This is a genomic window from Lentzea rhizosphaerae (assembly GCF_042649515.1).
GTDB lineage: Bacteria > Actinomycetota > Actinomycetes > Mycobacteriales > Pseudonocardiaceae > Lentzea > Lentzea aerocolonigenes.
In genome coordinates, this window is sequence record NZ_JBHRZI010000053.1 from 1 (window position 1) to 20,721 (window position 20,721).

Genomic DNA, 20,721 nt, shown 5'->3' on the forward strand with positions numbered 1-20,721 from the left:
CATCGTCGTCCCCGCCGAACCTTGACAACCCTGGCAACCGCCTAACTACACGGCATTGGGCCTAGATACCCAGAACGACCGGTTCGGGAAACCACGACCCACCCGCCCCGGCCGGTACTGCGCGGTCACGGCCAGGACGGTTCTTCGCTGTGCGCGATCACCAGTTCCCGGATCTCGCAGTCCTTCGGCTGGCTCAGCGCGAACACGATCGCCGCCGCCACCCGGTCCGGCGGGTTCAGCTTCTCCAGGTCCGTCGGCCGGTACTGCTCGGTCCGGTCGTCGAAGAAGTGCGTCCGCATCCCGCCGGGCACCACGAGCGTGACCCCGACGCTGCCCGCGGTCTCCGCCGCCAGCGCGCGCGTGAACCCCACGACCCCGAACTTCGAGGCGCAGTACGCCGTCGCGTCGCTGACCGCACGCAGCCCGAGCGTCGACGCGACCGTCACCACGCGCCCGTTCTCCAGGTGCGGCAACGCGGCCCGGATGACCGCCGCCGTGCCGAACAGGTTGACGCGCACGACGTTCTCCCACTCATCGGCGGGTACGCCGGCCAGCGTGCCGCACCGGTCGATGCCCGCCGCGGTCACCACTCCGGTGAAGCCGCCGTGCTTCTCGGCCAACGCGTGCACCGCGGCTTCGGCGGCCCTGCCGTCCGCCAGGTCCACGAGCTCGAACTCGGCGTTGTCCGGCGCCGACTTGTCCAGCACGAGCGGCGTTCCGCCGGCCTCGCGCACCGCGTCGACGACGGCCGCGCCCAGCCCGGCCGCGCCTCCGGTCACCACAACGTTCCCCAGCATCTAAGCCCTCCTCGACAGGATCTCGGTCGTCGAATGTCCCCTGTGGTACGGCACCACGACCGTCCGGCCGCCCCAGCGCCGCACCACGGCGGTCTCCGGCAGCAGTTCGGCGGTGTAGTCGCCGCCCTTCACCCAGATGTCCGGCCGCAACCGGCCCAGGACGTGCTCCGGTGTGTCCTCGCCGAACACGACGACGTCGTCCACGGACTCCAGCGCCCGCAGCACCTCGACGCGTTCGTCCTGGCCGTTGACCGGGCGTCCCTCGCCCTTCAGCCGCCGCACGGACAGGTCGGAGTTCAGGCACACCACCAGGCAGTCGCCCAACGCCCGTGCGGCCGCCAGCATCCGCACGTGTCCGGGGTGCAGCACGTCGAAGCACCCTCCCGTGGCCACGACGGCCCCGCCACGCCTGCGCACCTCGTCCACAGTGGACGGCAACGGTGCACGCATGCCTGAGACACCACCACGGGCCAAGAACTCCGCCGCAGCTCCCACCGCGTCGGCCACCGCGTCGTCGGGCGCGGCACCACCGGCGAGCCGGACAGCAGCTGTCACGGCGAACCGGTCCCCCGCACCACACGGGTCGGCGACGGGAACAGCGGGCGCGGGCACCGCGACCGGCGTCCCTCCACAGTGGAGCAGCGCACCCTTCGACCCCATCGTCACCACGACTGCCCGTGCACCCCAGCGGGACAGCAGCTCGCTCGCCGCCGCGTCCGGATCGGCCGTTCCGCTGAAGGCCGTCGCCTCCGGCAGGTTGGGAGTCGCCAGCCGCACACCGGGTACCGGTGCCGGTCCACGTGGATGCGGGTCCCAGACCACCGGTACGCGCGTCAGCACCGACCGCAGGCGTTCGTCCCGCAACAGCCCGCGCCCGTAGTCGGACGCCAGCACGAAGTCGGCGGACAGCACGACGTCGAGCATGTCGTCGGTGACCCGAGGAGCACCGGCGGCACCACCACGGTCCATGCGCGCCAAAGACGTTCCACCGCACCGCAACCGGGTCTTCACCGGGATCGAGGCCGCACGCCCGAACACGCAGGGAACGTCGATCAGCGACCGCACCCTCTCCCCCGCGGCATCTTCCGACAGCGCGCTGACCAGCATCACATCTACGCCGTCCCGCGCGGCCATCGTCGCCGCGAGCGCCGCACCACCCGCGCGGGCGTGCTCGCCGACCACGTCCAGCACGGGCGCGGGAGCGTCGGGGCAGAGCCGTTCGACGGTGCCCTCGACGTCCACGTCCAGCAGCGCGTCACCGACCACGACCAGCTTCACGACGCCCTCCGGAAGGCCGAGGGCAGCGCCGCCTCGAACGCCTCGCACAACGCGTGCACGACGACGAGCTGCGCCTCCTGCACGTGGCACGGGTCGCCGGGCAGTGAGAGGGTGTCGTCGGCCAGTGATGCCAACGGGTTCGGCACCGGTCCGGTCAGCGCCCACGTGGTCGCCCCGGCCAACCGGGCCGCGTGCGCCGCCTCCAGCAGGTTCGGGCTGCGGCCGCTCGTGGACAACAGGACCACGATGTCGCCCGACCGTGCGTGTGCCGTGATCTGGCGTGCGAAGACCTGGTCGTAGCCGTAGTCGTTGGCGATCGCGGTCACGCTGGAGGTCTCGGAGCACAACGCCAGCGCGGAGAACGGCGCGCGGTCGTGGCGGTAGCGGCCGACGAGCTCGGCGGTGAGGTGCTGGGCCTCGGCGGCGGATCCGCCGTTGCCCGCCGCCAGCACCCTGCCGCCGTCCACCAGCAGCCGGGCGAGTGAGGCGCCCCAGCGGTGGATGCGCGCGGATTGGGTGCGGACGCCGGCCAGCGTGTCGGCGAGTCCGGCGAGGTGGCTTTCGACGGTCACCGCGCCACCGCCAGGTCGTCGGAGGCGGCCACGCGCTGGTAGACGAGCTCCGTGCGGGCGGCGACCTCGTCCCACGTGTACCGGGCGTCGACGCGGTCCTGCCCCGCCATTCCGTACGCCTCACGGCGCGAGGAGTCCGCGATCAGCTTGCGCAGCGCGCGTCCCAGGGCTCTCGGGTCACGTGGGGGCGTGAGCACTCCGGTGACGTCGTGGACCACGGTGTCGGTGAGACCGCCGACAGCCGATGCCACAACGGGAACGCCGCACGCCATGGCCTCCAACGGCACGATGCCGAACGGTTCGTACCACGGCACGCACGCCACGACGTCCGCCGAGCGCAGCAGGGCGGGCATGTCCGTGCGTGCCACCTGTCCGATCAGGTGCACGCGATCGGCAACGCCGTGGGCCTCGGCGCAGGCGAGCAGCCGTTGCGCCTCGGGATCGGACTTCAGCACCGGCGGTCCTCCTGCGATCACCAGCTCGGTGTCCGGGATCAGCGGCAGCGCGGTGATCAGGTCCGCGAAACCCTTGCGCGGCACCAGCCTGCCGACCGACACGATCCGGTGCGGTGCCGTGCGCTGCGCGACCGGGCCGATCTGGGCGAACAGCTTCGTGTCCACACCGCACGGCACGACAGTGATCTTGTCGCGCCTCAGTCCCATGGTGATCAGCTCGTCGACCTCGTCGTCGCACGTCGCCGCGATCGCACTCACCTCGTGGCCGACCAGCCGTTCCACCGCGATCCGTTCCGCGGGGCTGGTGTCCTGCGAGCCCTGGTGGCGGCGCTTCACCGTGCCGAGCGCGTGGTAGGTGTGCACGACGGGGATGCCGTCACGGCGCACGGCCAGCACCGACGCGAGGCCGGACATCCAGAAGTGGCTGTGCACCACCTCCGGTCGCTGGTCGTGCCAGTCCTGCAGGAGGAAGCGGGAGAAGTCGGTCATGTGCGGCAGCAGGTCGTCCTTGGGCACCTGCTTCGCGGGACCCGCCGACACGTGGACGACCTCGTAGCCGTCCGGAGTGGCGACACGGCGAGGCAGCCCGCGGGCGTCGCGCCGCGTGTAGACCGCGACCTCGTGACCGCGTCCCACCATCGCCGCCGCGAGGGCCGCCACGTGCACGTTCTGCCCACCCGCGTCGGCACCACCCAGAGCCGCGAGCGGGCTGGCGTGCTCCGACACCATCGCGATCCTCATCCGATCACCTCCTTCATCAGCACGTCCCAGTTGCGCAGGAACGCCTCGAGCCCGTAGCGGGCCAGCGCGAACTCGCGGGCCCGTTCTCCTTTCTCGTGCGCGAGCGCGGGATCCGCGATCAGCTCGCGGACAGCGCTCACCAACTCCTCCACGTCGGTCGATATCGCACCCACCTCGGCGGGTACGGCACGGATCGCCTCCGTGCACGCCAAGGCGACCACCGGCATCCCGATGTGCATGGCTTCCAGCAGGGACAGCCCCAGCGACGTCCAGCGCGCCGGGTGGACGTAAACGCGGCGGCGCGCCAGTTCACGGTGCAGCGCTTCGAGTTCATGGTCTCCCTCGCCACCGATCTCCTCGGTCCCGATGCCGAACACGTCGATCGGGTCGAACCGCGGCAGCAGGTCCGCGCCGACGATCCGGCCGCGCCGGACGGGTTCGTTGATCACCGCCGCCGCGTGCGGGAGCTCGCCGGTGTACAGCGGGCCCGGATCGACGACGCCGTGCTCGATCACGACGGTCCTGGTGGTGCCGCAGTCCCACATCAGGTCGTTGAAGTGCGTGACGTGGACGATCGTCCCGTCCCAGCCCGCCAGCGGGTGTTCCTGCGCCGGAGCTGCAGGAGTGTTGTGCTCCAGGTACACCACCGGCACGCCGACGGGCACCTTGGAGAGCTCGTCGACCCGTTGCACGACCGCGATGTCGGCTCCTGCGGCGTCCATTTCGGACAGACTCACCTCACGCGCCCGCCACGGCCGTCCGGCGAGGCCGATGCCGTCCGGCGGACCGGGGATCAGGTAGTCGTGGCCGCCCTGGACGAACCCGTGCGTCCACGAACCGTGGACGTGCCACAGCAGGATCCTCACGCCGTCACCTCCGCGACCGCCGCCACGACGTCGGACGGATCGACCAGGTCGAGGCAGGGATGGCCGCGCACCGGACATTCGCGGGCCCTGGTGCCGCGGCACGGCGCGTTCTGGTCACCGAGCAGCACGTGTTTTCCGTGCGGCGCCCACCTCACCGCCGGGACCACAGGGGCGAACAACGACACGACAGGTGTGCCGACCGCGGCTGCGAGATGCGCGGGGCCGGTGTTGCCGACGACGACCGCGTCGGCACCGGCGAGAATCCCAGCCAGCTCGCGGAAACTGGTGCGCCCGCCCAGATCGGTTCCGCACGCGCCCGCGACGTGCTCGGTCAGCCCGGCCTCGGCCGGACCTCCGGTCACGACGACGCGGGACCCGGCCGCGGTCAGCGCGACCACGGCTTTCGCCCACCGGTCAGGCGACCAGGTGCGGGCGGGCGCCGACGCACCGGGGTGCACAACCACGTACGGATGGCTCAGATCGGTCCTCGGTGGATCGACGACGGCGAGCCGGCCGTCATCTCCCTCCGGCAGCGCGAACCCGGCGGCGTGCGCGACCTCCAGCGCTCGTTGCGCCTCCGGGACGTCCGGGTCACCGGTCACGCGCACGTCGACCAGGGACCCCGGGTAGTCGATCGACCGCGCGACGATCTTCGGCACACCGGCGAGCCGCAGGACCAAGGCCAGCGGCAACGGACTCTGGTGGAACGACGTGAGGATCAATGCCACGTCGGCGCGAATGCCGTGCAGCAACGCCGTCACGGCCTCGACGTCGAACGGCCGGACCTCGGGCGCCGGGTTGGCGATCCACGGGCACTCCCATTCGACGATCCTCGTCACGCCGGGCAGCAGTTCCGCCGCGTGCACTCCGCCGGGACCGCACAGGAACACGACCTCGCCGGCCGCCGCGGCCGCGCGGACCGCTGGTCCGGCGAGCAGCACGTCGCCGTCGCTGTCGAGTCGTGCCACGAGCGTCCTCACCGGATCATCTCCAGCACGGCGTGCAGGTCTCCGGCGGTGTGAGGGGCGTGGTCGACCTCTTCGCGCCTGGTCACCTCGGTCGGCACCAGCAACGGCACCGCACCCGCGGCCTGTGCCGCCAGCACGTCCGCGCCGATGTCACCGACGACCACCGTGCGTTCCGGCCGGACACCGAGCGCCTCGCACGCCGAAAGCACCAGGCCGGGGGCGGGTTTGCGGCACGCGCAGCCCTCGTCCGGGCGGTGCGGGCAGATCTGCCACGTGCCGAACCGTCCCAGCAGCTCCTCGACCCGCGCGTTCACGGCCGCGACCTGGGCCTCGGTGAGCAGTCCGCGTCCGATGCCGGACTGGTTGCTCACCACGCCGGTCCGCAGCCCGTGGGTGCGCAGTTCGCGCAGCACCTCACGAGCTCCGGGCATCGGCGTGACGCGGAAGGGATCGCCGTTGTACGGAACGTCCTTGATGAGCGTGCCGTCACGGTCGAAGAGCACCGCGTCGAAAGGCTGGTCCATAGAGGAGATTTAGCCGAGAAAGACGCCTTGAAACGCTACTCGGCGAAGCGATTCACAGCACCGGGCTGGCGGGAACCTCCTCACCGGACCCAATTCCCCGTACGAGTGCGTGAAGTGCTTCCTCCGCGTCGAACCGCGGCTCCCAGCCGAGCTCCACCCGTGCGCGGGTCACGTCGAGCAGCGGCGACTTCAGAGCCAGATCGACCCATCCCGGTGGAGTGGGCTGCAGGCGCAGGTGCCAGCTCACGTTCGCCAGTAGACGCAACAGGTGTGGCGAAAGGGGGACGTGCCTGCCGCCCAGCACCTCGGCCAGTGCACGGGGAGTGACGACGGGCTCGGCCGCGAGGTTCACGGCGCCGTGCGGTCGTTGCCGCAGAATCCGGGCCAGCGCGTCGGCGACGTCGTCGGAGTGGACGAACTGCAGCACCAGGTCGCGCGGCAGCGGCAGGATCGGGATCCTGTGCCGGAACAGGGCTTTCGGCACCAGCTTGCCGAGGAAGTAGTCGCGGATCTCGGAGCCCGCGTTCGCCTGGAGGATCAGGCCGGGCCGCGGCCGGGTGATCAGCATGCGCGTCTCGAACTGGTTGAGCAGGTGTTCCACCGCGGCCTTGTGCCTGCTGTAGAACGACGACGTCACCCCGTTGACCGGCCACGACTCGTCGACGCGGCGGTCCTTCGACCCCGGTGAGTACGCGCCGATCGACGACATGTGCACGAGGTGCGGCACGCCCGCGTCCGCCGCCGCGCTGAAGACCTGCGCCGACCCGGCCACGTTCGTCCGGTACATCAGCCGTTCGTCGCGGGCGGGCTGGATGAGCCAGGCGAGGTGCACGACGGCGTCGGCGTTCTCGAACGCGACCGTGAGGGGTTCCTCCGCTCCCGCACGGCCGAGCTCGATCGGCGTCCACTTCACGCCGCGGTAGGGCGGCCCGTCCGCCGGTGGCCTGCGGGAGATGCCGTGCACCTCGATGTCGGGTTCGTCGGCGAGCCTGCGCAAGAGAGCGGTGCCGACGTTGCCGGTCGCGCCGGTGATGACGACCTTCACGACCGCGCTCGCGCGGTCTCGCGGTTGTTCGCCTTCTGGATGGCGTCGACGAGCTCTTCCTTGGTCATCTGCGACCGGCCCTCGATCTTGAGGCGCTTCGCGATGTCGTAGAGGTGCTGCTTGCTGGCGTTCGCGTTGACGCCGCCCGCCGTGTCGCCTTCTCTCGGTGTGCTCCGCTCGGCCTGCTCGTCCGACGGCCCCTTCTCCTTCTTGGGCTCCCAGTGGTCGCCGACCTTCTCGAAGCTGTGCTTGAGCGCGGAGAAGGCGGTGCGGTGGGCACGTTCCCCTTCGCCGTAGGTCTCGACGGCCGAGTCGTGCGCCTTGATCCACGTCCGCTGCGCCTTCTTCGGCGAACGGGCCACCGTGCTGGGCAGTTCCTGGCGTCCGGGCATGGCTCCTCCAAGGTTTCGACCTGCGCTGACGGGTACCCGCGTGCCATGACCGCCATGCACGCCATCGACGTCCACAGCCCTCGCGACTCGCAGCTGATCGGCTGGCTTCCCACCGCAACCCCGTCCGACGTCTCCGCAGCGCTGGCCGCCGCCCGCACGGCCGCGCCGGCGTGGGCTGCCGTTCCCGCCGCCGAACGCGGTGCGGCGGTCCGGGAGGCCGCCGTGGCGTTGCGGGAACGGGCCAGCGACCTCGCGACGATCGTGGAAACCGAGACGGGACGGCCGTTCGCGTCCGCGCGGGAGGGCGTGCTGGCGGGTGCGGCGACGCTGGAGCAGTACGCCGAGCTGGGCCCAGTCCATCGTGGACGGTCGCTGCTCGGTTCCGCGGTCGACTTCATGGTGCCCGAACCGCGCGGTGTCGTGGTGGCGCTGACCCCGTGGAACGACCCGGTCGCCGTGGCGTGCGGGCTGCTGGGCGCGGCACTGGTGACGGGGAACGTCGTGGTGCACAAGCCGAGCGAACGCTGCCCGCACACCGGACTGTTGCTGGCAACGGTGTTCCGGCCCTGCTTCCCGGACGGGGTGCTGCAGACGTTGGTCGGGGACGGCTCGGTCGGCGCCGCACTGGTGAGCTCGTCCGACGTCGACCTCGTGGCCCACGTCGGCAGCACTGCCACGGGTCGTGCGATCGCGCTGTCGTCGTCCGCGAAGCTGTTGCTGGAGAACGGTGGCAATGATCCGTTGCTGGTCGACGACGACGTTGATCCGGAGTGGGCGGCGTCGCAGGCCGCGCTCGGCGCGTTCACCAACGCGGGCCAGCTGTGCACGTCGGTCGAGCGGATCCACCTGCACAAGGCGATCGCGACCCCGTTCCTGGAGGCGTTGTGCGCCAAGGCACGTGAGTGGAACACCGATCCGCAGCCGCTGGTGGACACGCGGCACCGCGACTCGGTGCACGAGCAGGTGGCCGCGGCCGTCACGGCGGGAGCTCGGGCGCTGGTCGGCGGCGAGATCCCCGAGGGCCGTGGCGCCTACTACCCGGCCACGGTGCTCACCGACTGCACGCCCGCCATGCGGATCATGTGCGAGGAGACGTTCGGCCCGGTCGCGCCCGTGCAGCTGGTGTCGTCGTTCGACGAGGGCCTGGCCGAGGCCTGCTCCGGCGACTACGGCCTGGCCGCCACGGTGCTGACGAGCTCGATGGAGCACGCCCAACGGGCGTGGCGGGCGCTGCCGGTCGGCACGGTGAAGATCAACGCGGTGTTCGGCGGCGCGCCCGGTGGTGCCGCGCAGCCCCGCGGTGCGTCCGGCACCGGGTTCGGGTACGGGCCCGAGCTGCTCGACGAGATGACCACGACCAAGGTGGTCCACCTCGGCGTTCCTACCGGCCGGTCCTGATCAGCCGGAAGCCCGCCTCGGTGACCTTGTCGCGCGGCAGGACGTTGCGGGTGTCGAAGATCAGCGGGTGGTTCACCTCGTCCGCCAGTTCCGGCCAGTCCAGTTCGGCGAACTCGGGCCACTCCGTCAGCACGACCAGGACGTCAGCGCCGGCCGCGGCCTCCGCTGCGCTGCTCTCGACCGTGACGCCGGGCCGGTCCGCGTTGACGCACGGGTCGTAGGCGTGCAGCTCGGCGCCTTCCTGGGCGAGCAGCTGCGCCACGACGAGGGCCGGTGAGTCGCGCAGGTCGTTGGTGCCCGCCTTGAACGTGAGGCCGAGCAGCCCGATCCGCTTGCCGGACAACGACCCGAGCTCCGCGCGGATCCGGTCGACGACCCGGTGCGGCTGGTGCCGGTTGGTCGTGATCGCGGCTTCGAGGGTGGTGAAGTCGACGCCCGCGGCCCTGGCCGTCGCGAGCAGGGCGAGGGTGTCCTTGGGCAGGCACGAACCTCCCCAGCCTGGTCCCGGTTGCAGGCACGAAGCCCCGATCCGGTCGTCGAGCCGCATGCCCTCGGTGACGCCGTCGACGTCGGCGTCGAGGCTCTCGCACAGCTCCGCCACGGTGTTGACGTAGGAGAGCTTCAGCGCCAGGAAGCAGTTGCTCGCGTACTTCACCAGCTCGGCGCTCGTGTTGTCGGTGAGCACGGTGGGCGCGTTGGTCGGCGCGTACAGCTCGGCGACCTCGCGGGCCTGCCGTTCGTCCTGGGCGCCGACCACGACCCGTTGGGGCCGCAGGAAGTCCTCGACGGCGTGACCTTCGCGCAGGAACTCAGGGTTCGACACGACCCCGGGGTACCGCGCGCCGGTCCCGACCGGCACCGTCGACTTCAGCACCACGCCGCGCGTCGCCTTGCCCAGCACCTCCTCGACCGCCGACAGGTCCGCCGATCCGTCAGCTCCGGCCGGTGTCGGCACGCAGACGAACGTGAAGTCCACATCGGACAGTTCGCTGCCCAGGACGAACTTCAGCCTTCTGCGGTCCAGTCCCTCGACGACGAGCTCGCGCAGACCTGGTTCGTGCAGCGGGATCTCCCCCGCGTTCAGGGCGTCGACCCTGGCTTCGTCCACGTCCGCGCAGACCACGTCGTGGCCGAGGTGCGCGAAGCACGCGGCCGTGGTCAGACCGACGTAACCCGCGCCGATGACTCCGATTCGCCTGGGCCGCACAGCACACCTCCCGCCGCGTCGAGAACTTCTTCCGTCGTGATCTTCAGCAGTCCGGGATCCGGTTCGTCGGCGAACGTGTCTCCGGTGCCGCCGTGCCAGAGCACCTGGTGAGGCCCGTGCCGCGGTCCCCAGAGGTGCGGGGACACCGGGCCGAACAGCAGGACCGACGGGGTCCGGTAAGCCGTGGCGACGTGCGCGACGCCGGTGTCGCCGCAGATGACGAGCCTGGCGGTCGCGACGAGGTCCATGAGCTCGGCGAGCGTTCCGGTGAAGGGGTTCGGGGTGATCTGCCTGGCGAGGTCGTGCTCCCCCGGGCCGGCGGTGACCACCACGTCGTCTCCGAGTGCCCGTGCGACGGCCGCGTACCTCCCGGTTGGCCATCGGCGGGCGCCGGTGCTCGCGCCGGGGTGGATCACGATCCGGCCGGTTCGGTCGCCGACCGGGCGGAGGCGGAAGTCGTCGGGGTCGCAGCGGATGCCGGTGCGTTGCAGGAGGTCGCACCACCGGAGGATCTCGTGGCGGTCTTCCGGCCATTCGACGGCGAGCAGCCGCACCTCCGGTGCCTGCTCCGGCCCCCCGTACGTGATCAACGCCCGCGGCCGCGTCTCCAGCAGCCGCTCCACGCTCTGCGGCCCCTGACCGTGCAGGTTGACCGCGAGGTCCGGCTTCTCGAACCCGATGGGCGCCAACGCCTCCGTCGGCAGCAACCGGTCCACCGCCTCGATCCGCGCCACCGCGTCGGCCAGCCACTCCGGCGCCGCCAGCGTGATCTCCGCCTGCGGAAACGCCGCCCGCAACCCGCGCAACGCGGGCACCGCCGTCAGCAGGTCGCCCAGCCCCAAGGCTCTGAGCACGAGAATCCTCACGGCCGCACCCGCCGGTACCGCAGTTCTCCCCGCAGCCGGTGCCAACAGGCGACGGGCGGGATCAGCGCGCTCGTCACCAGCATCCGCACGATCTCTCCCGGCGTGCGAGGCCCCGGCGCGATCCTCGTCGCCGCGAACCACACCGTGCGACCGACCCACACCGCACCGAACGCGCCAGCCGCGCGTCGCAGCCCCATCACTCCACAGAGGACGGACAGCACACCGGCCGCCGTGGTCGCCGCGTGGGACTGGAGCCGTCCGCGCCGCCCGCCGATGCGGGACCGCCACCCCGGCCCCACCAGCCGGCGCATCAACGCGTCGTCGGCATTACCGCGCTGGTCGCGCACACTCGTCAGGAACGTCGCGGGCTTGACCGGGTGCGTGGTGACCCGGCTGCCGCGCACGATCCGGTATCCGATGTCCTGCACCCGCAGCGCCAGTTCGGCGTCCTCGCGGTAGGCGCGCGGGAACCGTTCGTCGAACCCTCCGGCACGGGCCAGCGCCTCCCGCCGGTACGCCATGTCGGCGGTGATCCAGTGGGCGGTGGCGAGGCCCGCCGTGCCGCGTTCGGCGTCGGTCGGCTTCCGCGCGTCCGGCAGCGGCACCTCGATCCGCGCCTGGCTCGCGCCCACGTCGTCGGGCAGGTCCTCGAGGTCGGCGGCCAGCCGGGCTTTCCAGTCCGGGGCCAGCACGACGTCGTCGTCGAGGAACGCCACCCAGTCGCCGCGCGCCTCCCGCCACCCGGTGTTGCGCGCCGCCGCCGGTCCCAGGCCGGTTTCGCGGTCGTCCACGACGATGATCTCGCACGGGTTCGGGCCGACGCCTCCGACGAGCGCGTCCAGCAGCGTGTCGAGGTTCGGGCGGCCGACGGTGGGGATCACGACGGAGTAGCTCATCGGCGCACCACGTACGGGCCGATGGCGAGCAGGTCGACCGGGGATGAGCCGAAGCACTCCAACGCGTCTCGCGGAGTGTCGACCATCGGACGGCCTGCCGTGTTGAGGCTCGTGTTCACGACGACCGGCACGCCGGTCCTGCCCTCGAACTCGCGCAGCATCCGTTCCAGCAACGGGTCGTCGGCCACGGTCTGCGCGCGGGCGGTGCCGTCCACGTGCACCACGGCCGGAATGCGATCGGTCCACTCCGGACGGACGTCGTGCACGAAGAGCATGTACGGGCTGGGGATCGGGCCGCGGGTGAACACGTCACCGGCCCGGTCGGCCAGCACCATCGGCGCCACCGGGCGGAACTGTTCGCGCCCCTTCACGTCGTTCAGCCGGGTCAGGTTCTCGGCGTAGCACGGGTTCGCGAGCAACGACCGCCGGCCGAGCGCGCGGGGGCCGTACTCGCTGCGGCCCTGGAACCACGCCACGATCTTGTTCGCGGCCAGTGCCTCGGCGACCTCCACGGCAACGTCCGCGGGCTTCTCGAAGGCGACAGCCGCGGTGCGCAGCACCGACTCGATCTCGTCGTCGGAGAAACCTCGGCCGAGATCGGCGCCCGGCATCGCCGAAACGACGTCCGTACTCGCGTGCAACGCGGCCCCGAGAGCCGTGCCCGCGTCACCCGCGGCGGGCTGCACCCACACCTCGTCAAAAGGTCCCTCGGCGAAGATCCGGGTGTTCGCGACGCAGTTCAGCGCCACGCCACCGGCCATCGTCAGCCGGGACTCGCCGGTGCGGTCGTGCAGCCACCGCACCAGTTCCAGCAACACCTCTTCGAGCCGCACCTGCACGCTCGCGGCCAGCTCGGCGTGTTCCTGGGAAAGTTCCTCGTCCGCTTTGCGCTGCTTGGCAAGGGTGCTCCAGTCCAGCGGCCTGATCTCGAACCCGCCGTCGTGCACCAGCACGTGCTCGCGCATCAGGTCGAGGTGCACCGGTTTGGCGTGCGAGGCCAGCGCCATGACCTTGTACTCGTCGCTGGAACGCAGAAAACCCAGGTGTTCGGTCAGTTCCTCGTACATCAGGCCGAGCGAGTGCGGCAGCCGTTGTGACGCGAACGTGGTCAGTTCCTGATCGACGTACCGTCCGGCGAGGTGCGAGCCGCACTCGCCGCGGCCGTCCGCCACGAGCACCGCGCAGTTGCCGCCGAACGGTGCGGCGAGCCCCGTCGACGCGGCGTGCGCGACGTGGTGCGGCACGAACCGGACGATCTCGGGATCGAGGCCCGGCAACGACGTCGCGAGGAACTGCGGGGCCTTGCGGGCGTACGTCGTCCGCAGGTCCTCCCAGGGCGCGTACTCGGCGTCGACCAGGCTCGGATCGTACGAGTAGGCCACGGCGTCGAGGTCGGCGGCGGTGAGCCCGGCCTTCTCCAGGCACCACCGCGCGGACAGCTCCGGTTGTTCCCAGGCCGAGAACGGCACTGGCCGTTTGCCGTGCTTGCGACGGGAGAACCGTTCCTCCTCGGCCGCCGCTACGACCTCGCCGTCGACCACCAGTGCGGCGGCCGGGTCGTGGAACACCGCGTTGATCCCGAGAACTCGCATGAAGTGCGGCTACCCGGCGAACTGCCGGGCAAACGACCGCAGCCCCTCTTCGAGCGGGACCTGCGGCTGCCAGCTCAGAACTTCCTCGGCCAGACTGATGTCCGGACGGCGGCGGCGCGGGTCGTCCGTCATGGACTCGACGTGCCGGATGTCCGACGAGCTGCCGGTGACCTCGATCGTCTTGCGGGCCACGTCGAGCACCGTGACCTCGGCGGGGTTGCCGAGGTTGATCGGTCCGGGGTGGTCGCTGCGCGCCATCGCGAGCAGCCCGCGGACGAGGTCGTCCACATAGCACAGCGAGCGGGTCTGGAGCCCGTCACCGTGCACCGTCAACGGTTCACCGGCCAGCGCCTGCCGCAGGAACGTGGGGATCATCCGGCCGTCGTGCGCGCGCATCCGCGGGCCGTAGGTGTTGAAGATCCGCACGATTCCGGCGTCCACACCGTGTTCCGCCCGGAACGCCACGGTCATCGCTTCCCCGAACCGCTTGGCCTCGTCGTAGACGCTGCGCGGCCCGATCGGGTTCACGTGCCCCCAGTAGGACTCTCGCTGCGGATGCTCCTCCGGGTCGCCGTACACCTCGCTGGTGGACGCGATGACGACGCGCGCTCCCTTGCGGCGGGCCAGTTCCAGCACGTTGTACGTGCCGAAACCGCCCGCTCGCAGCGTGTCCACGGGCATGCGCAGGTAGTCGGCGGGCGAGGCGGGACACGCGAGGTGGAGGATCAGGTCCACCGGCCCGAGCAGGTCCAGCGGGCGGGACACGTCCGCGGCGACCACCCCCACCCCGGACGGCAGGTTCTCGCGCGAGCCCGTGCGGAACGAGTCCACGCACACGACCTGCGCGCCGTCCCGCAGCAGCGCCTCGCAGACGTGCGAGCCGAGGAAGCCCGCCCCGCCCGTCACGACCACCCGCTCAGGCGACATCGAGAACCGTCTTCAGCCAGCCGTCCTCGCGCAGGTCGAACGACTTGTACGCGTCGATCGCCGAGGTCGTCTTCTCGTGCTGGGTGATGAACGTGAGCGGGTCCACCGCTCCGGTCAGCACCAGGTCGAGCAGCTGCGGCAGGTAGCGGCGGTGGTTGCAGTTGCCCATCCGCAGCGTCAGGTTCTTGTTCATCGCGGCGCCGATCGGGAAGTCGTCGAAGCCGGGCGGGTAGACGCCGATGATCCCGACGGAACCGGCCTTCGCGACCAGCTCGACCGCCCAGTCCAGCGCCTGCCGCGGTGCGTCGCCGGGCTTCCACTGCTCGTCGGTGCGCGATCCGGGCTTCTCCGCGTCGACACCGACCGCCTCGATCACGCGGTCCGGCCCGATCCCGCCGGTCAGCTCGCGCACGATCTCGACGGGATCCTCGTCGTTGAAGTTCACGGTCTCGGCGTTCTGCGCGCGGGCCTTGTCCAGCCTGGAGGAGATGCCGTCGACGACGATCACCCGTCCGGCACCCTGGCGCTTGGCCGACGCGATGGCGAACTGACCGACGACACCGGCGCCCAGCACGAGGACGGTGTCGCCGGAACCGACCTCGGCGAGCCGGGCACCGAACCACGCGGTCGGGAAGATGTCGGACAGCAGGATCGCCTGGTCGTCGCTCACGGAGTCGGGCACCCGCACCAGCGTCGTCATCGCGTGCGGGATGCGCGCGTACTCGGCCTGAAGGCCGTTGATCGGGCCCGTCGACTTCGGACCGCCGAAGAAGCACGTTCCGGCGGCGGGACCGTTCGGGTTGGCGGTGTCGCACTGTGCGAAGTACCCCGCCCGGCAGTACGAGCAGGTGCCGCAGCCGATCGTCGAGGTCACCACCACGCGCTCACCGGGCGTGAACCCGCGGACCGCGTCACCGACCTCCTCGACCACGCCGACCGCTTCGTGCCCGAGGACGGTGCCCTCGGCCATGTCCGGCATCGTGCCGCGCACCATGTGCAGGTCGGTGCCGCAGATCGCGCTGCGGGTGATGCGGATGAGCGCGTCCGTCGGTTCCTGGATCCGGGGATCGTCCACGTCGTCGAGCCTGATGTCACCCGTGCCGTGCCACACGACAGCCTTCACGTCACTTCTCCTCAACCGTTTGTCGCGTGGTTCCCCGAGGAGATCGGCGCAAACACGCCGGCGTTCCGACAACACGCAAAGAAACGGACAAATTACTCTCCGGGTTTCATTCGAAGAACGCCGGGTATTGCCATTTGGTGGATCGCATCGCCGACGTGTGGGGACCACGCACTCCGCACGAACGTGAGACGAACTGGCCGGTCAGGGTCGACCAGCAGCTCGCGGACGGCCTCGGGGAGTCCGATGTGGACCGCTGGGTCCAGTCGGCCTGCGTGTTGTGCAGCAACGGGTGCGGCTGCGACATCGCGGTCAAGGACGGCAGGATCGTGGGTGTTCGCGGGCGCGCGGATGATCTCGTCAACCACGGCAGGCTCGGCCCCAAAGGCCTTCACGGCTCGTGGCAGGCGCATCACAAGGACCGCCTCACCAGGCCGTTGATCCGGCGCGGCGGCGAGCTCGTGGAAACCGACTGGGACACCGCGATGGGTGAGGTGGTCCACCGCTCCCAGCAACTGCTGGCCGAGGCGGGGCCGCTCTCGCACGGCTTCTACACCAGCGGGCAGCTGTTCCTGGAGGAGTACTACACGCTCGGCGTGATCGGCAAAGCAGGCATCGGCACGCCGCACATGGACGGCAACACCAGGCTCTGCACCGCGACCGCCGCTGCGTCCCTCAAGGAGACGTTCGGCGCGGACGGCCAGCCCGCGTGCCACGCCGACATCGACCTGTGCGACGCGTTGTTCCTGTTCGGGCACAACATGGCCGCCACCCAGACGGTGATGTGGGCGCGCGTGCTCGACCGGATCGCGGGCCCCGACCGGCCCCAGCTCGTCGTGGTGGACCCGCGTCGCACGCCGACCGCCGAGGCCGCGGACGTGCACCTCGCACCGTTGCCCGGCACGAACCTGGCGTTGATGAACGGCCTGGTTCGCGCGCTGATCGAGCGCGGCTGGGTCGACGAGGAGTACATCTCGGCGCACACGCTCGGTTTCGAGAAGCTCAAGACGGCCGTGGAGCCGTACACGCCGGAGCACGTCGCCTCGATCTGCCGCATCTCCCCCACCGACCTGCTGCGGGCCGCGGAGATCTTCGGCACCTCGCAGCGAGTGCTCTCGACCGTGTTGCAGGGCTTCTACCAGTCGCACCAGGCGACGGCGGCGTCGTGCCAGGTCAACAACCTGCACCTGCTGCGCGGCCTGATCGGCAAGCCGGGCAGCGGCGTGCTGCAGATGAACGGCCAGCCGACCGCGCAGAACACTCGCGAGACCGGCGCGGACGGGGACCTGCCCGGCTTCCGCAACTGGGACAACCCCGAGCACGTCGAGCAGCTCGCCCGGCTGTGGAACGTGGATCCGCTGACCATTCCGCACTGGGCGCCGCCGACGCACGCGATGCAGATCTGGCGGTACGCCGAGCAGGGCACGATCAAGTTCCTGTGGATCTCCGCCACGAACCCCGCGGTCTCGCTGCCCGAACTGTCACGCATCCGCGAAATCCTGCGCGAGGAAGACCTGTTCGTGGTGGCGCAGGACGCGTTCCGCACCGAGACCACCGAGCTGGCCGACGTGGTGCTGCCCGCCGCGCTGTGGGGCGAGAAGCAGGGCACGTTCACGAACCTCTCGCGCGTCGTGCACCTCTCCGAGCAGGCCGTCGAACCGCCGGGTGAGGCCCGCAGCGACCTCGACATCTTCCTGGACTACGCCTACCGCATGGGTTTCCAGAACCGCGACGGCGATCCGCTGATCACGTGGAAGGACGCCGAGGGCGCGTTCGACGCGTGGCGCGAGTGCAGCCGCGGCAGGCCGTGCGACTACAGCGAACTGTCGTACGAGAGGTTGCGCGGTGGCAGCGGAATCCCGTGGGGCGGCGAGCGGCTTTACGTTGACGGTGTTTTCCCCACCACAGCCGACTACTGCGAGGACTACGGCCACGACCTGCTGACCGGCGCCCAGACCACACCGACCGGCTACAAGGCCGAGCGCCCCGACGGCAGGGCGTTCCTCAAGGCCGCCGAGTACACCCCGGCTTCGGAACAGCCGAGCGACGAGTACCCGTTCCTCGGCACGACCGGACGCACGGTCTACCACTTCCACACCCGCACCAAGACCAAGCGCGCCCCAGAACTGCAGAGGGCCGCGCCGGAACCGTGGGTCGAGATGTCTTCCGCAGACGCGGCCAGGCTCGCGCTGACCGACGGCGACGTGGTCAGGGTCGAGTCCGAACGCGGCGGCGTCGAGGTTCCTGTCCGAATTGGACGGTGCCGCGACGGCGTGGTGTTCCTGCCGTTCCACTACGGCTTCCAGGCCGCGAACGAGCTGACCCCCACCGAGTGGGACCCGGTGTCGAAGCAGCCGCTGTTCAAGATCAGCGCCGTGCGGATCAGGAAGGTGTGACATGCACCTGGCCACCTACCTGGGACTGCTGCACACCTCCCTGCGCACGCTCGCCGACGCGTTCCGCGAGGTCGCGAAGGGCCACGGCGAGGAGCCGGACGTCCAGCACACCTGCGAGGTCCTCGCCGCGCGAATCGACGGACAGGTCTCGGACCTCGCTCCGATCGTCGAACGCTACGGCGAACACCGCGAGCCAGAACCGGAACGCCTGCACACCGCCGAGTTCGACCAGACCCGCAGCGGCGGCGTCGGCCTGCTGCGCGACCTCCAGGACCTGTACGCGCTGTCGTCGTTCACCGACATCACCTGGACCGTCGTGGGCCAGGCCGCGCAAGGCCTGCGCGACAAGGAACTCATGGATGTCGTGAGCTCGTGCGAACAGGACACCGCACGGCAGCTCGCGTGGTTGAAGACGAGGATCAAGCAGAGCGCACCGCAAGCGCTCATCGCCGCGAGGGGCTGAGAGACGGACTCTGGGGTACGCACGCTGATCCCGGCAAGAATCGACAGGCTTCCCTGGTCACCGTTCCACACGCGCATGGTCGTAGCCCTGGGCGTGGCGTGGATCCTGGACGGCCTGGAGATCACGGTGGCCGGCGCCATCGCGGACACGCTGACCAAACCGGAGACCCTGCGCCTGTCCTCCACCGCAGTGGGCCTGCTCGCCACGGTGTACCTGATCGGCGAGGTGGTGGGCGCCCTGTTCTTCGGCCACCTCTCCGACAAACTGGGCCGCCGCAACCTCTTCATGCTGACCCTGGCCGTCTACCTGGTCGGCTCAGGCCTGACCGCGTTCACCCTCGGCAACGGCGCGGGCTGGCTCGGCGCCCACTGATGATCACGCAGTCGTTCCTGTACAACGCGATCTTCTTCGCGTACACGCTGGTCCTGGGCAAGTTCTACGGCGTCCCGTCCGAGATGACACCGCTGTACCTGATCGCGTTCGCCGTGGGCAACCTGGTGGGCCCGTTCACGATCGGCCACCTGTTCGACACCATTGGCCGCCGGCGCATGCTGTTCAGCACCTACGTGATCTCCGGTGCTTTGCTCGGGGTGACGGCCGTGTTGTTCTACGCCGGGGCGTTGAACGCAATCACTCAAACGATCGCTTGGTGCGTCATCTTCTTCTTCGCGTCGGCTGGTGCCAGTGCTGCGTACCTGACGGTCAGCGAGATCTTTCCGTTGGAGGTGCGGGCCAAGGCCATCGGGGTGTTCTTCGCTATCGCGCTGTGCTTTGGGGCGCTCGGGCCGGTGATCTACGGCGCGTTGATCGGTACCGGTTCGCATCCGGTGCGGTTGTTCGTGGGCTGGTTGCACGGTTCCTTGCGGTGGATGCGGAGAACAAATCGCTGGAGGAGATCGCGATGCCGTTGTCGGCTACGGCTCGGCGGGGGCGGACTCGGGCGGAGGGAGCGGCTTCGCCGTTCTCGACGTAGGGGTTGGGGGTGCGGGTCGGCTTGCGAGGTTCGGCGCGGGTTCCAGCGGAGGGGTCACCAATGCGGTCGTCTCGCCTTGTGTTGGTGGTTGCGTATGTCGTATGACGAGCCGGGTCATTTCATCGCCGCTTCGCGACGATTGCGATTGGGGCTTGACTTCGGGGCCCTTGCGAGGCGCTCATCGGCCTTGAAAAGCCGGGCAATAAGAGCCCGGCCGATCCAACCAGCGTAGCACCTCGCACCCAAAGTCAAGCCCCAATCGCAATCGTGCGTGGTTGCGTTTGTTGGTCGGCTCACGCCATTACCGCTTGCCCGATGACGCATTGCCCTGTCCGACTCGGCTTCGCCATCGCGTTTGTTGGGGCCCGGCTGCGCCATTGCCGTTTGCCTTCGGGTTCGGATTCGGATTCGGGTTCGGGTTCGGGTTCGGGTTCGGAAGATTAGCCGCGCTGGGCGTTGCCTTGCGTAATTGACTTGCAGGGGCACTGCCTCGCAGGGTTGACCTCGTGAGTATCTTCGCGGGCTTGGCCACACGAGTTACCTTCGGGAGAGTGGCATCGCGGGTACCTCCGCGGATTGCCCCCACGCGACACGAGTAGCCCGCAGGAGGAAGAAGCGGCCGCTGCCCACGCAGCCGCCGGTCAGTCGGCGTTGGTGAGGGCCCTTGTCGCGACCAAGTGGCGTTGGCGGCTGGCGGGCGGGGCACCTGGCCGCGATCGAGGCGGTCTTCATCAGCCTGCCTCCCGTAGCCAGGCGGACTCCACCAGCACCGCCCTCCCCGTAGCCAGGCGGCCTTCATCGGCACCGCTTCGTCGTGGTCAGGCGGTGTTGATCAGGTTCCGTCTGGGCCTTCGCTGGGGATCGAGCCAGGCCGGCGGGTAGAACATCGGTATCCCGTTGATCATCCGGACTTCCCACTTGCTCTGGTGGATCAGTGTGTGGTGCTGGCGGCACAGCAGCACCGCGTTGTCGACCGAGGTGTCGCCGCCGTCGGCCCAGTGCCGGACGTGGTGGCCGTCGCAGTGCCGGGGCGGTCTGTCACAGCCCGGGAAGGCACAGCCACGATCCCTGAGAACCAGGGCGCGGCGGATCCGGGCGGGGAAGGTACGGGTCTTGCGGCCGATGTCCAGCGGCTGGCCCTCGCCGCCCAGCACCGCGGGGATGATGCCCGCGTCGCAGGCCACCCGGCGGAGCTGGTCGGCGGGGAGGTGCTGGCCGGTGTCCAGCATCGCCTCGCCGACCTGC

21 protein-coding genes are annotated in these 20,721 nt (G+C 70.3%); 5 read left to right on the forward strand and 16 right to left on the reverse strand.

Annotated features, from left to right (window positions below; translation table 11 throughout):
- Window positions 1–125: 125 nt before the first annotated feature.
- The 9 genes from ACFOWZ_RS43840 to ACFOWZ_RS43880 are packed head-to-tail and all read right to left on the reverse strand — an operon-like array spanning window position 126 to window position 7,638.
- Window positions 126–797, reverse strand: coding sequence for an SDR family oxidoreductase (locus ACFOWZ_RS43840; RefSeq protein WP_382379955.1), 672 nt, complete (start codon window positions 795–797; stop codon window positions 126–128).
- Window positions 798–2,075, reverse strand: a complete 1,278-nt coding sequence (gene rfaE2 / locus ACFOWZ_RS43845) for a D-glycero-beta-D-manno-heptose 1-phosphate adenylyltransferase (protein WP_382379957.1) — start codon at window positions 2,073–2,075, stop codon at window positions 798–800. It lies immediately after the preceding gene.
- Window positions 2,072–2,647, reverse strand: a complete 576-nt coding sequence (locus ACFOWZ_RS43850) for a D-sedoheptulose-7-phosphate isomerase (protein ID WP_382379959.1) — start codon at window positions 2,645–2,647, stop codon at window positions 2,072–2,074. The genes rfaE2 and ACFOWZ_RS43850 overlap by 4 nt, the downstream gene beginning before the upstream one ends.
- Window positions 2,644–3,843 carry a glycosyltransferase gene (locus tag ACFOWZ_RS43855; protein WP_382379961.1) on the reverse strand — a complete coding sequence of 400 codons (1,200 nt, stop codon included), beginning with the start codon at window positions 3,841–3,843 and terminating at the stop codon, window positions 2,644–2,646. Before ACFOWZ_RS43855 ends, ACFOWZ_RS43850 begins: the two co-directional genes overlap by 4 nt.
- A complete protein-coding gene (locus ACFOWZ_RS43860; RefSeq protein ID WP_382379963.1) occupies window positions 3,840–4,709 on the reverse strand; it encodes a glycosyltransferase in 870 nt (289 codons plus the stop codon). Before ACFOWZ_RS43860 ends, ACFOWZ_RS43855 begins: the two co-directional genes overlap by 4 nt.
- Window positions 4,706–5,689: a glycosyltransferase family 9 protein gene (locus ACFOWZ_RS43865; protein WP_382379965.1), complete on the reverse strand. Its 984-nt coding sequence runs from the start codon at window positions 5,687–5,689 to the stop codon at window positions 4,706–4,708. Before ACFOWZ_RS43865 ends, ACFOWZ_RS43860 begins: the two co-directional genes overlap by 4 nt.
- Window positions 5,686–6,201 carry a D-glycero-alpha-D-manno-heptose-1,7-bisphosphate 7-phosphatase gene (locus ACFOWZ_RS43870; protein ID WP_382379967.1) on the reverse strand — a complete coding sequence of 172 codons (516 nt, stop codon included), beginning with the start codon at window positions 6,199–6,201 and terminating at the stop codon, window positions 5,686–5,688. The genes ACFOWZ_RS43865 and ACFOWZ_RS43870 overlap by 4 nt, the downstream gene beginning before the upstream one ends.
- 52 nt (window positions 6,202–6,253) lie before the next feature.
- Window positions 6,254–7,246, reverse strand: a complete 993-nt coding sequence (locus tag ACFOWZ_RS43875) for an NAD-dependent epimerase/dehydratase family protein (RefSeq protein WP_382379969.1) — start codon at window positions 7,244–7,246, stop codon at window positions 6,254–6,256.
- Window positions 7,243–7,638, reverse strand: coding sequence for a ChaB family protein (locus tag ACFOWZ_RS43880; RefSeq protein WP_382379971.1), 396 nt, complete (start codon window positions 7,636–7,638; stop codon window positions 7,243–7,245). Before ACFOWZ_RS43880 ends, ACFOWZ_RS43875 begins: the two co-directional genes overlap by 4 nt.
- 45 nt (window positions 7,639–7,683) lie before the next feature.
- On the opposite strand from ACFOWZ_RS43880, the gene ACFOWZ_RS43885 reads away from it, so the two are divergent.
- Window positions 7,684–9,036 (forward strand): aldehyde dehydrogenase family protein, encoded by a 1,353-nt coding sequence (locus ACFOWZ_RS43885; protein WP_382379973.1) that lies wholly within the window; start codon window positions 7,684–7,686, stop codon window positions 9,034–9,036.
- On the opposite strand, the gene ACFOWZ_RS43890 is transcribed toward ACFOWZ_RS43885, so the two are convergent.
- The 6 genes from ACFOWZ_RS43890 to ACFOWZ_RS43915 are packed head-to-tail and all read right to left on the reverse strand — an operon-like array spanning window position 9,020 to window position 15,647.
- Complete coding sequence (locus ACFOWZ_RS43890) at window positions 9,020–10,243, reverse strand: UDP-glucose dehydrogenase family protein (protein WP_382379975.1); 1,224 nt, start codon at window positions 10,241–10,243, stop codon at window positions 9,020–9,022. The genes ACFOWZ_RS43885 and ACFOWZ_RS43890 overlap by 17 nt on opposite strands.
- A complete protein-coding gene (locus tag ACFOWZ_RS43895; RefSeq protein WP_382379977.1) occupies window positions 10,195–11,109 on the reverse strand; it encodes a glycosyltransferase family 9 protein in 915 nt (304 codons plus the stop codon). The genes ACFOWZ_RS43890 and ACFOWZ_RS43895 overlap by 49 nt, the downstream gene beginning before the upstream one ends.
- A complete protein-coding gene (locus tag ACFOWZ_RS43900) occupies window positions 11,106–12,005 on the reverse strand; it encodes a glycosyltransferase family 2 protein (protein ID WP_382379979.1) in 900 nt (299 codons plus the stop codon). The genes ACFOWZ_RS43895 and ACFOWZ_RS43900 overlap by 4 nt, the downstream gene beginning before the upstream one ends.
- Window positions 12,002–13,597, reverse strand: a complete 1,596-nt coding sequence (locus ACFOWZ_RS43905) for a carbamoyltransferase family protein (protein ID WP_382379981.1) — start codon at window positions 13,595–13,597, stop codon at window positions 12,002–12,004. Before ACFOWZ_RS43905 ends, ACFOWZ_RS43900 begins: the two co-directional genes overlap by 4 nt.
- 9 nt (window positions 13,598–13,606) lie before the next feature.
- The gene (locus ACFOWZ_RS43910) at window positions 13,607–14,524 is read right to left on the reverse strand and encodes a UDP-glucuronic acid decarboxylase family protein (RefSeq protein WP_382379983.1); all 918 of its coding nucleotides are present in this window, start codon (window positions 14,522–14,524) and stop codon (window positions 13,607–13,609) included.
- Window positions 14,514–15,647 carry a zinc-dependent alcohol dehydrogenase gene (locus tag ACFOWZ_RS43915; protein ID WP_382379985.1) on the reverse strand — a complete coding sequence of 378 codons (1,134 nt, stop codon included), beginning with the start codon at window positions 15,645–15,647 and terminating at the stop codon, window positions 14,514–14,516. Before ACFOWZ_RS43915 ends, ACFOWZ_RS43910 begins: the two co-directional genes overlap by 11 nt.
- 134 nt (window positions 15,648–15,781) lie before the next feature.
- On the opposite strand from ACFOWZ_RS43915, the gene ACFOWZ_RS43920 reads away from it, so the two are divergent.
- From ACFOWZ_RS43920 to ACFOWZ_RS43935, 4 genes are all read left to right on the forward strand, one after another.
- Complete coding sequence (locus ACFOWZ_RS43920) at window positions 15,782–18,040, forward strand: molybdopterin oxidoreductase family protein (protein WP_382379987.1); 2,259 nt, start codon at window positions 15,782–15,784, stop codon at window positions 18,038–18,040.
- A gap of 1 nt (window position 18,041) precedes the next feature.
- The gene (locus ACFOWZ_RS43925; RefSeq protein WP_382379989.1) at window positions 18,042–18,503 is read left to right on the forward strand and encodes a hypothetical protein; all 462 of its coding nucleotides are present in this window, start codon (window positions 18,042–18,044) and stop codon (window positions 18,501–18,503) included.
- Window positions 18,504–18,578: 75 nt separating this feature from the next.
- Complete coding sequence (locus ACFOWZ_RS43930; protein ID WP_382379991.1) at window positions 18,579–18,875, forward strand: MFS transporter; 297 nt, start codon at window positions 18,579–18,581, stop codon at window positions 18,873–18,875.
- Window positions 18,875–19,708: an MFS transporter gene (locus ACFOWZ_RS43935; protein ID WP_382379993.1), complete on the forward strand. Its 834-nt coding sequence runs from the start codon at window positions 18,875–18,877 to the stop codon at window positions 19,706–19,708. Before ACFOWZ_RS43930 ends, ACFOWZ_RS43935 begins: the two co-directional genes overlap by 1 nt.
- Window positions 19,709–20,294: 586 nt before the next feature.
- Here the strand turns inward: ACFOWZ_RS43935 and ACFOWZ_RS43940 are convergent.
- A partial coding sequence (locus tag ACFOWZ_RS43940) for an HNH endonuclease signature motif containing protein (protein ID WP_382379995.1) occupies window positions 20,295–20,721 on the reverse strand: 427 nt, incomplete at its 5' end.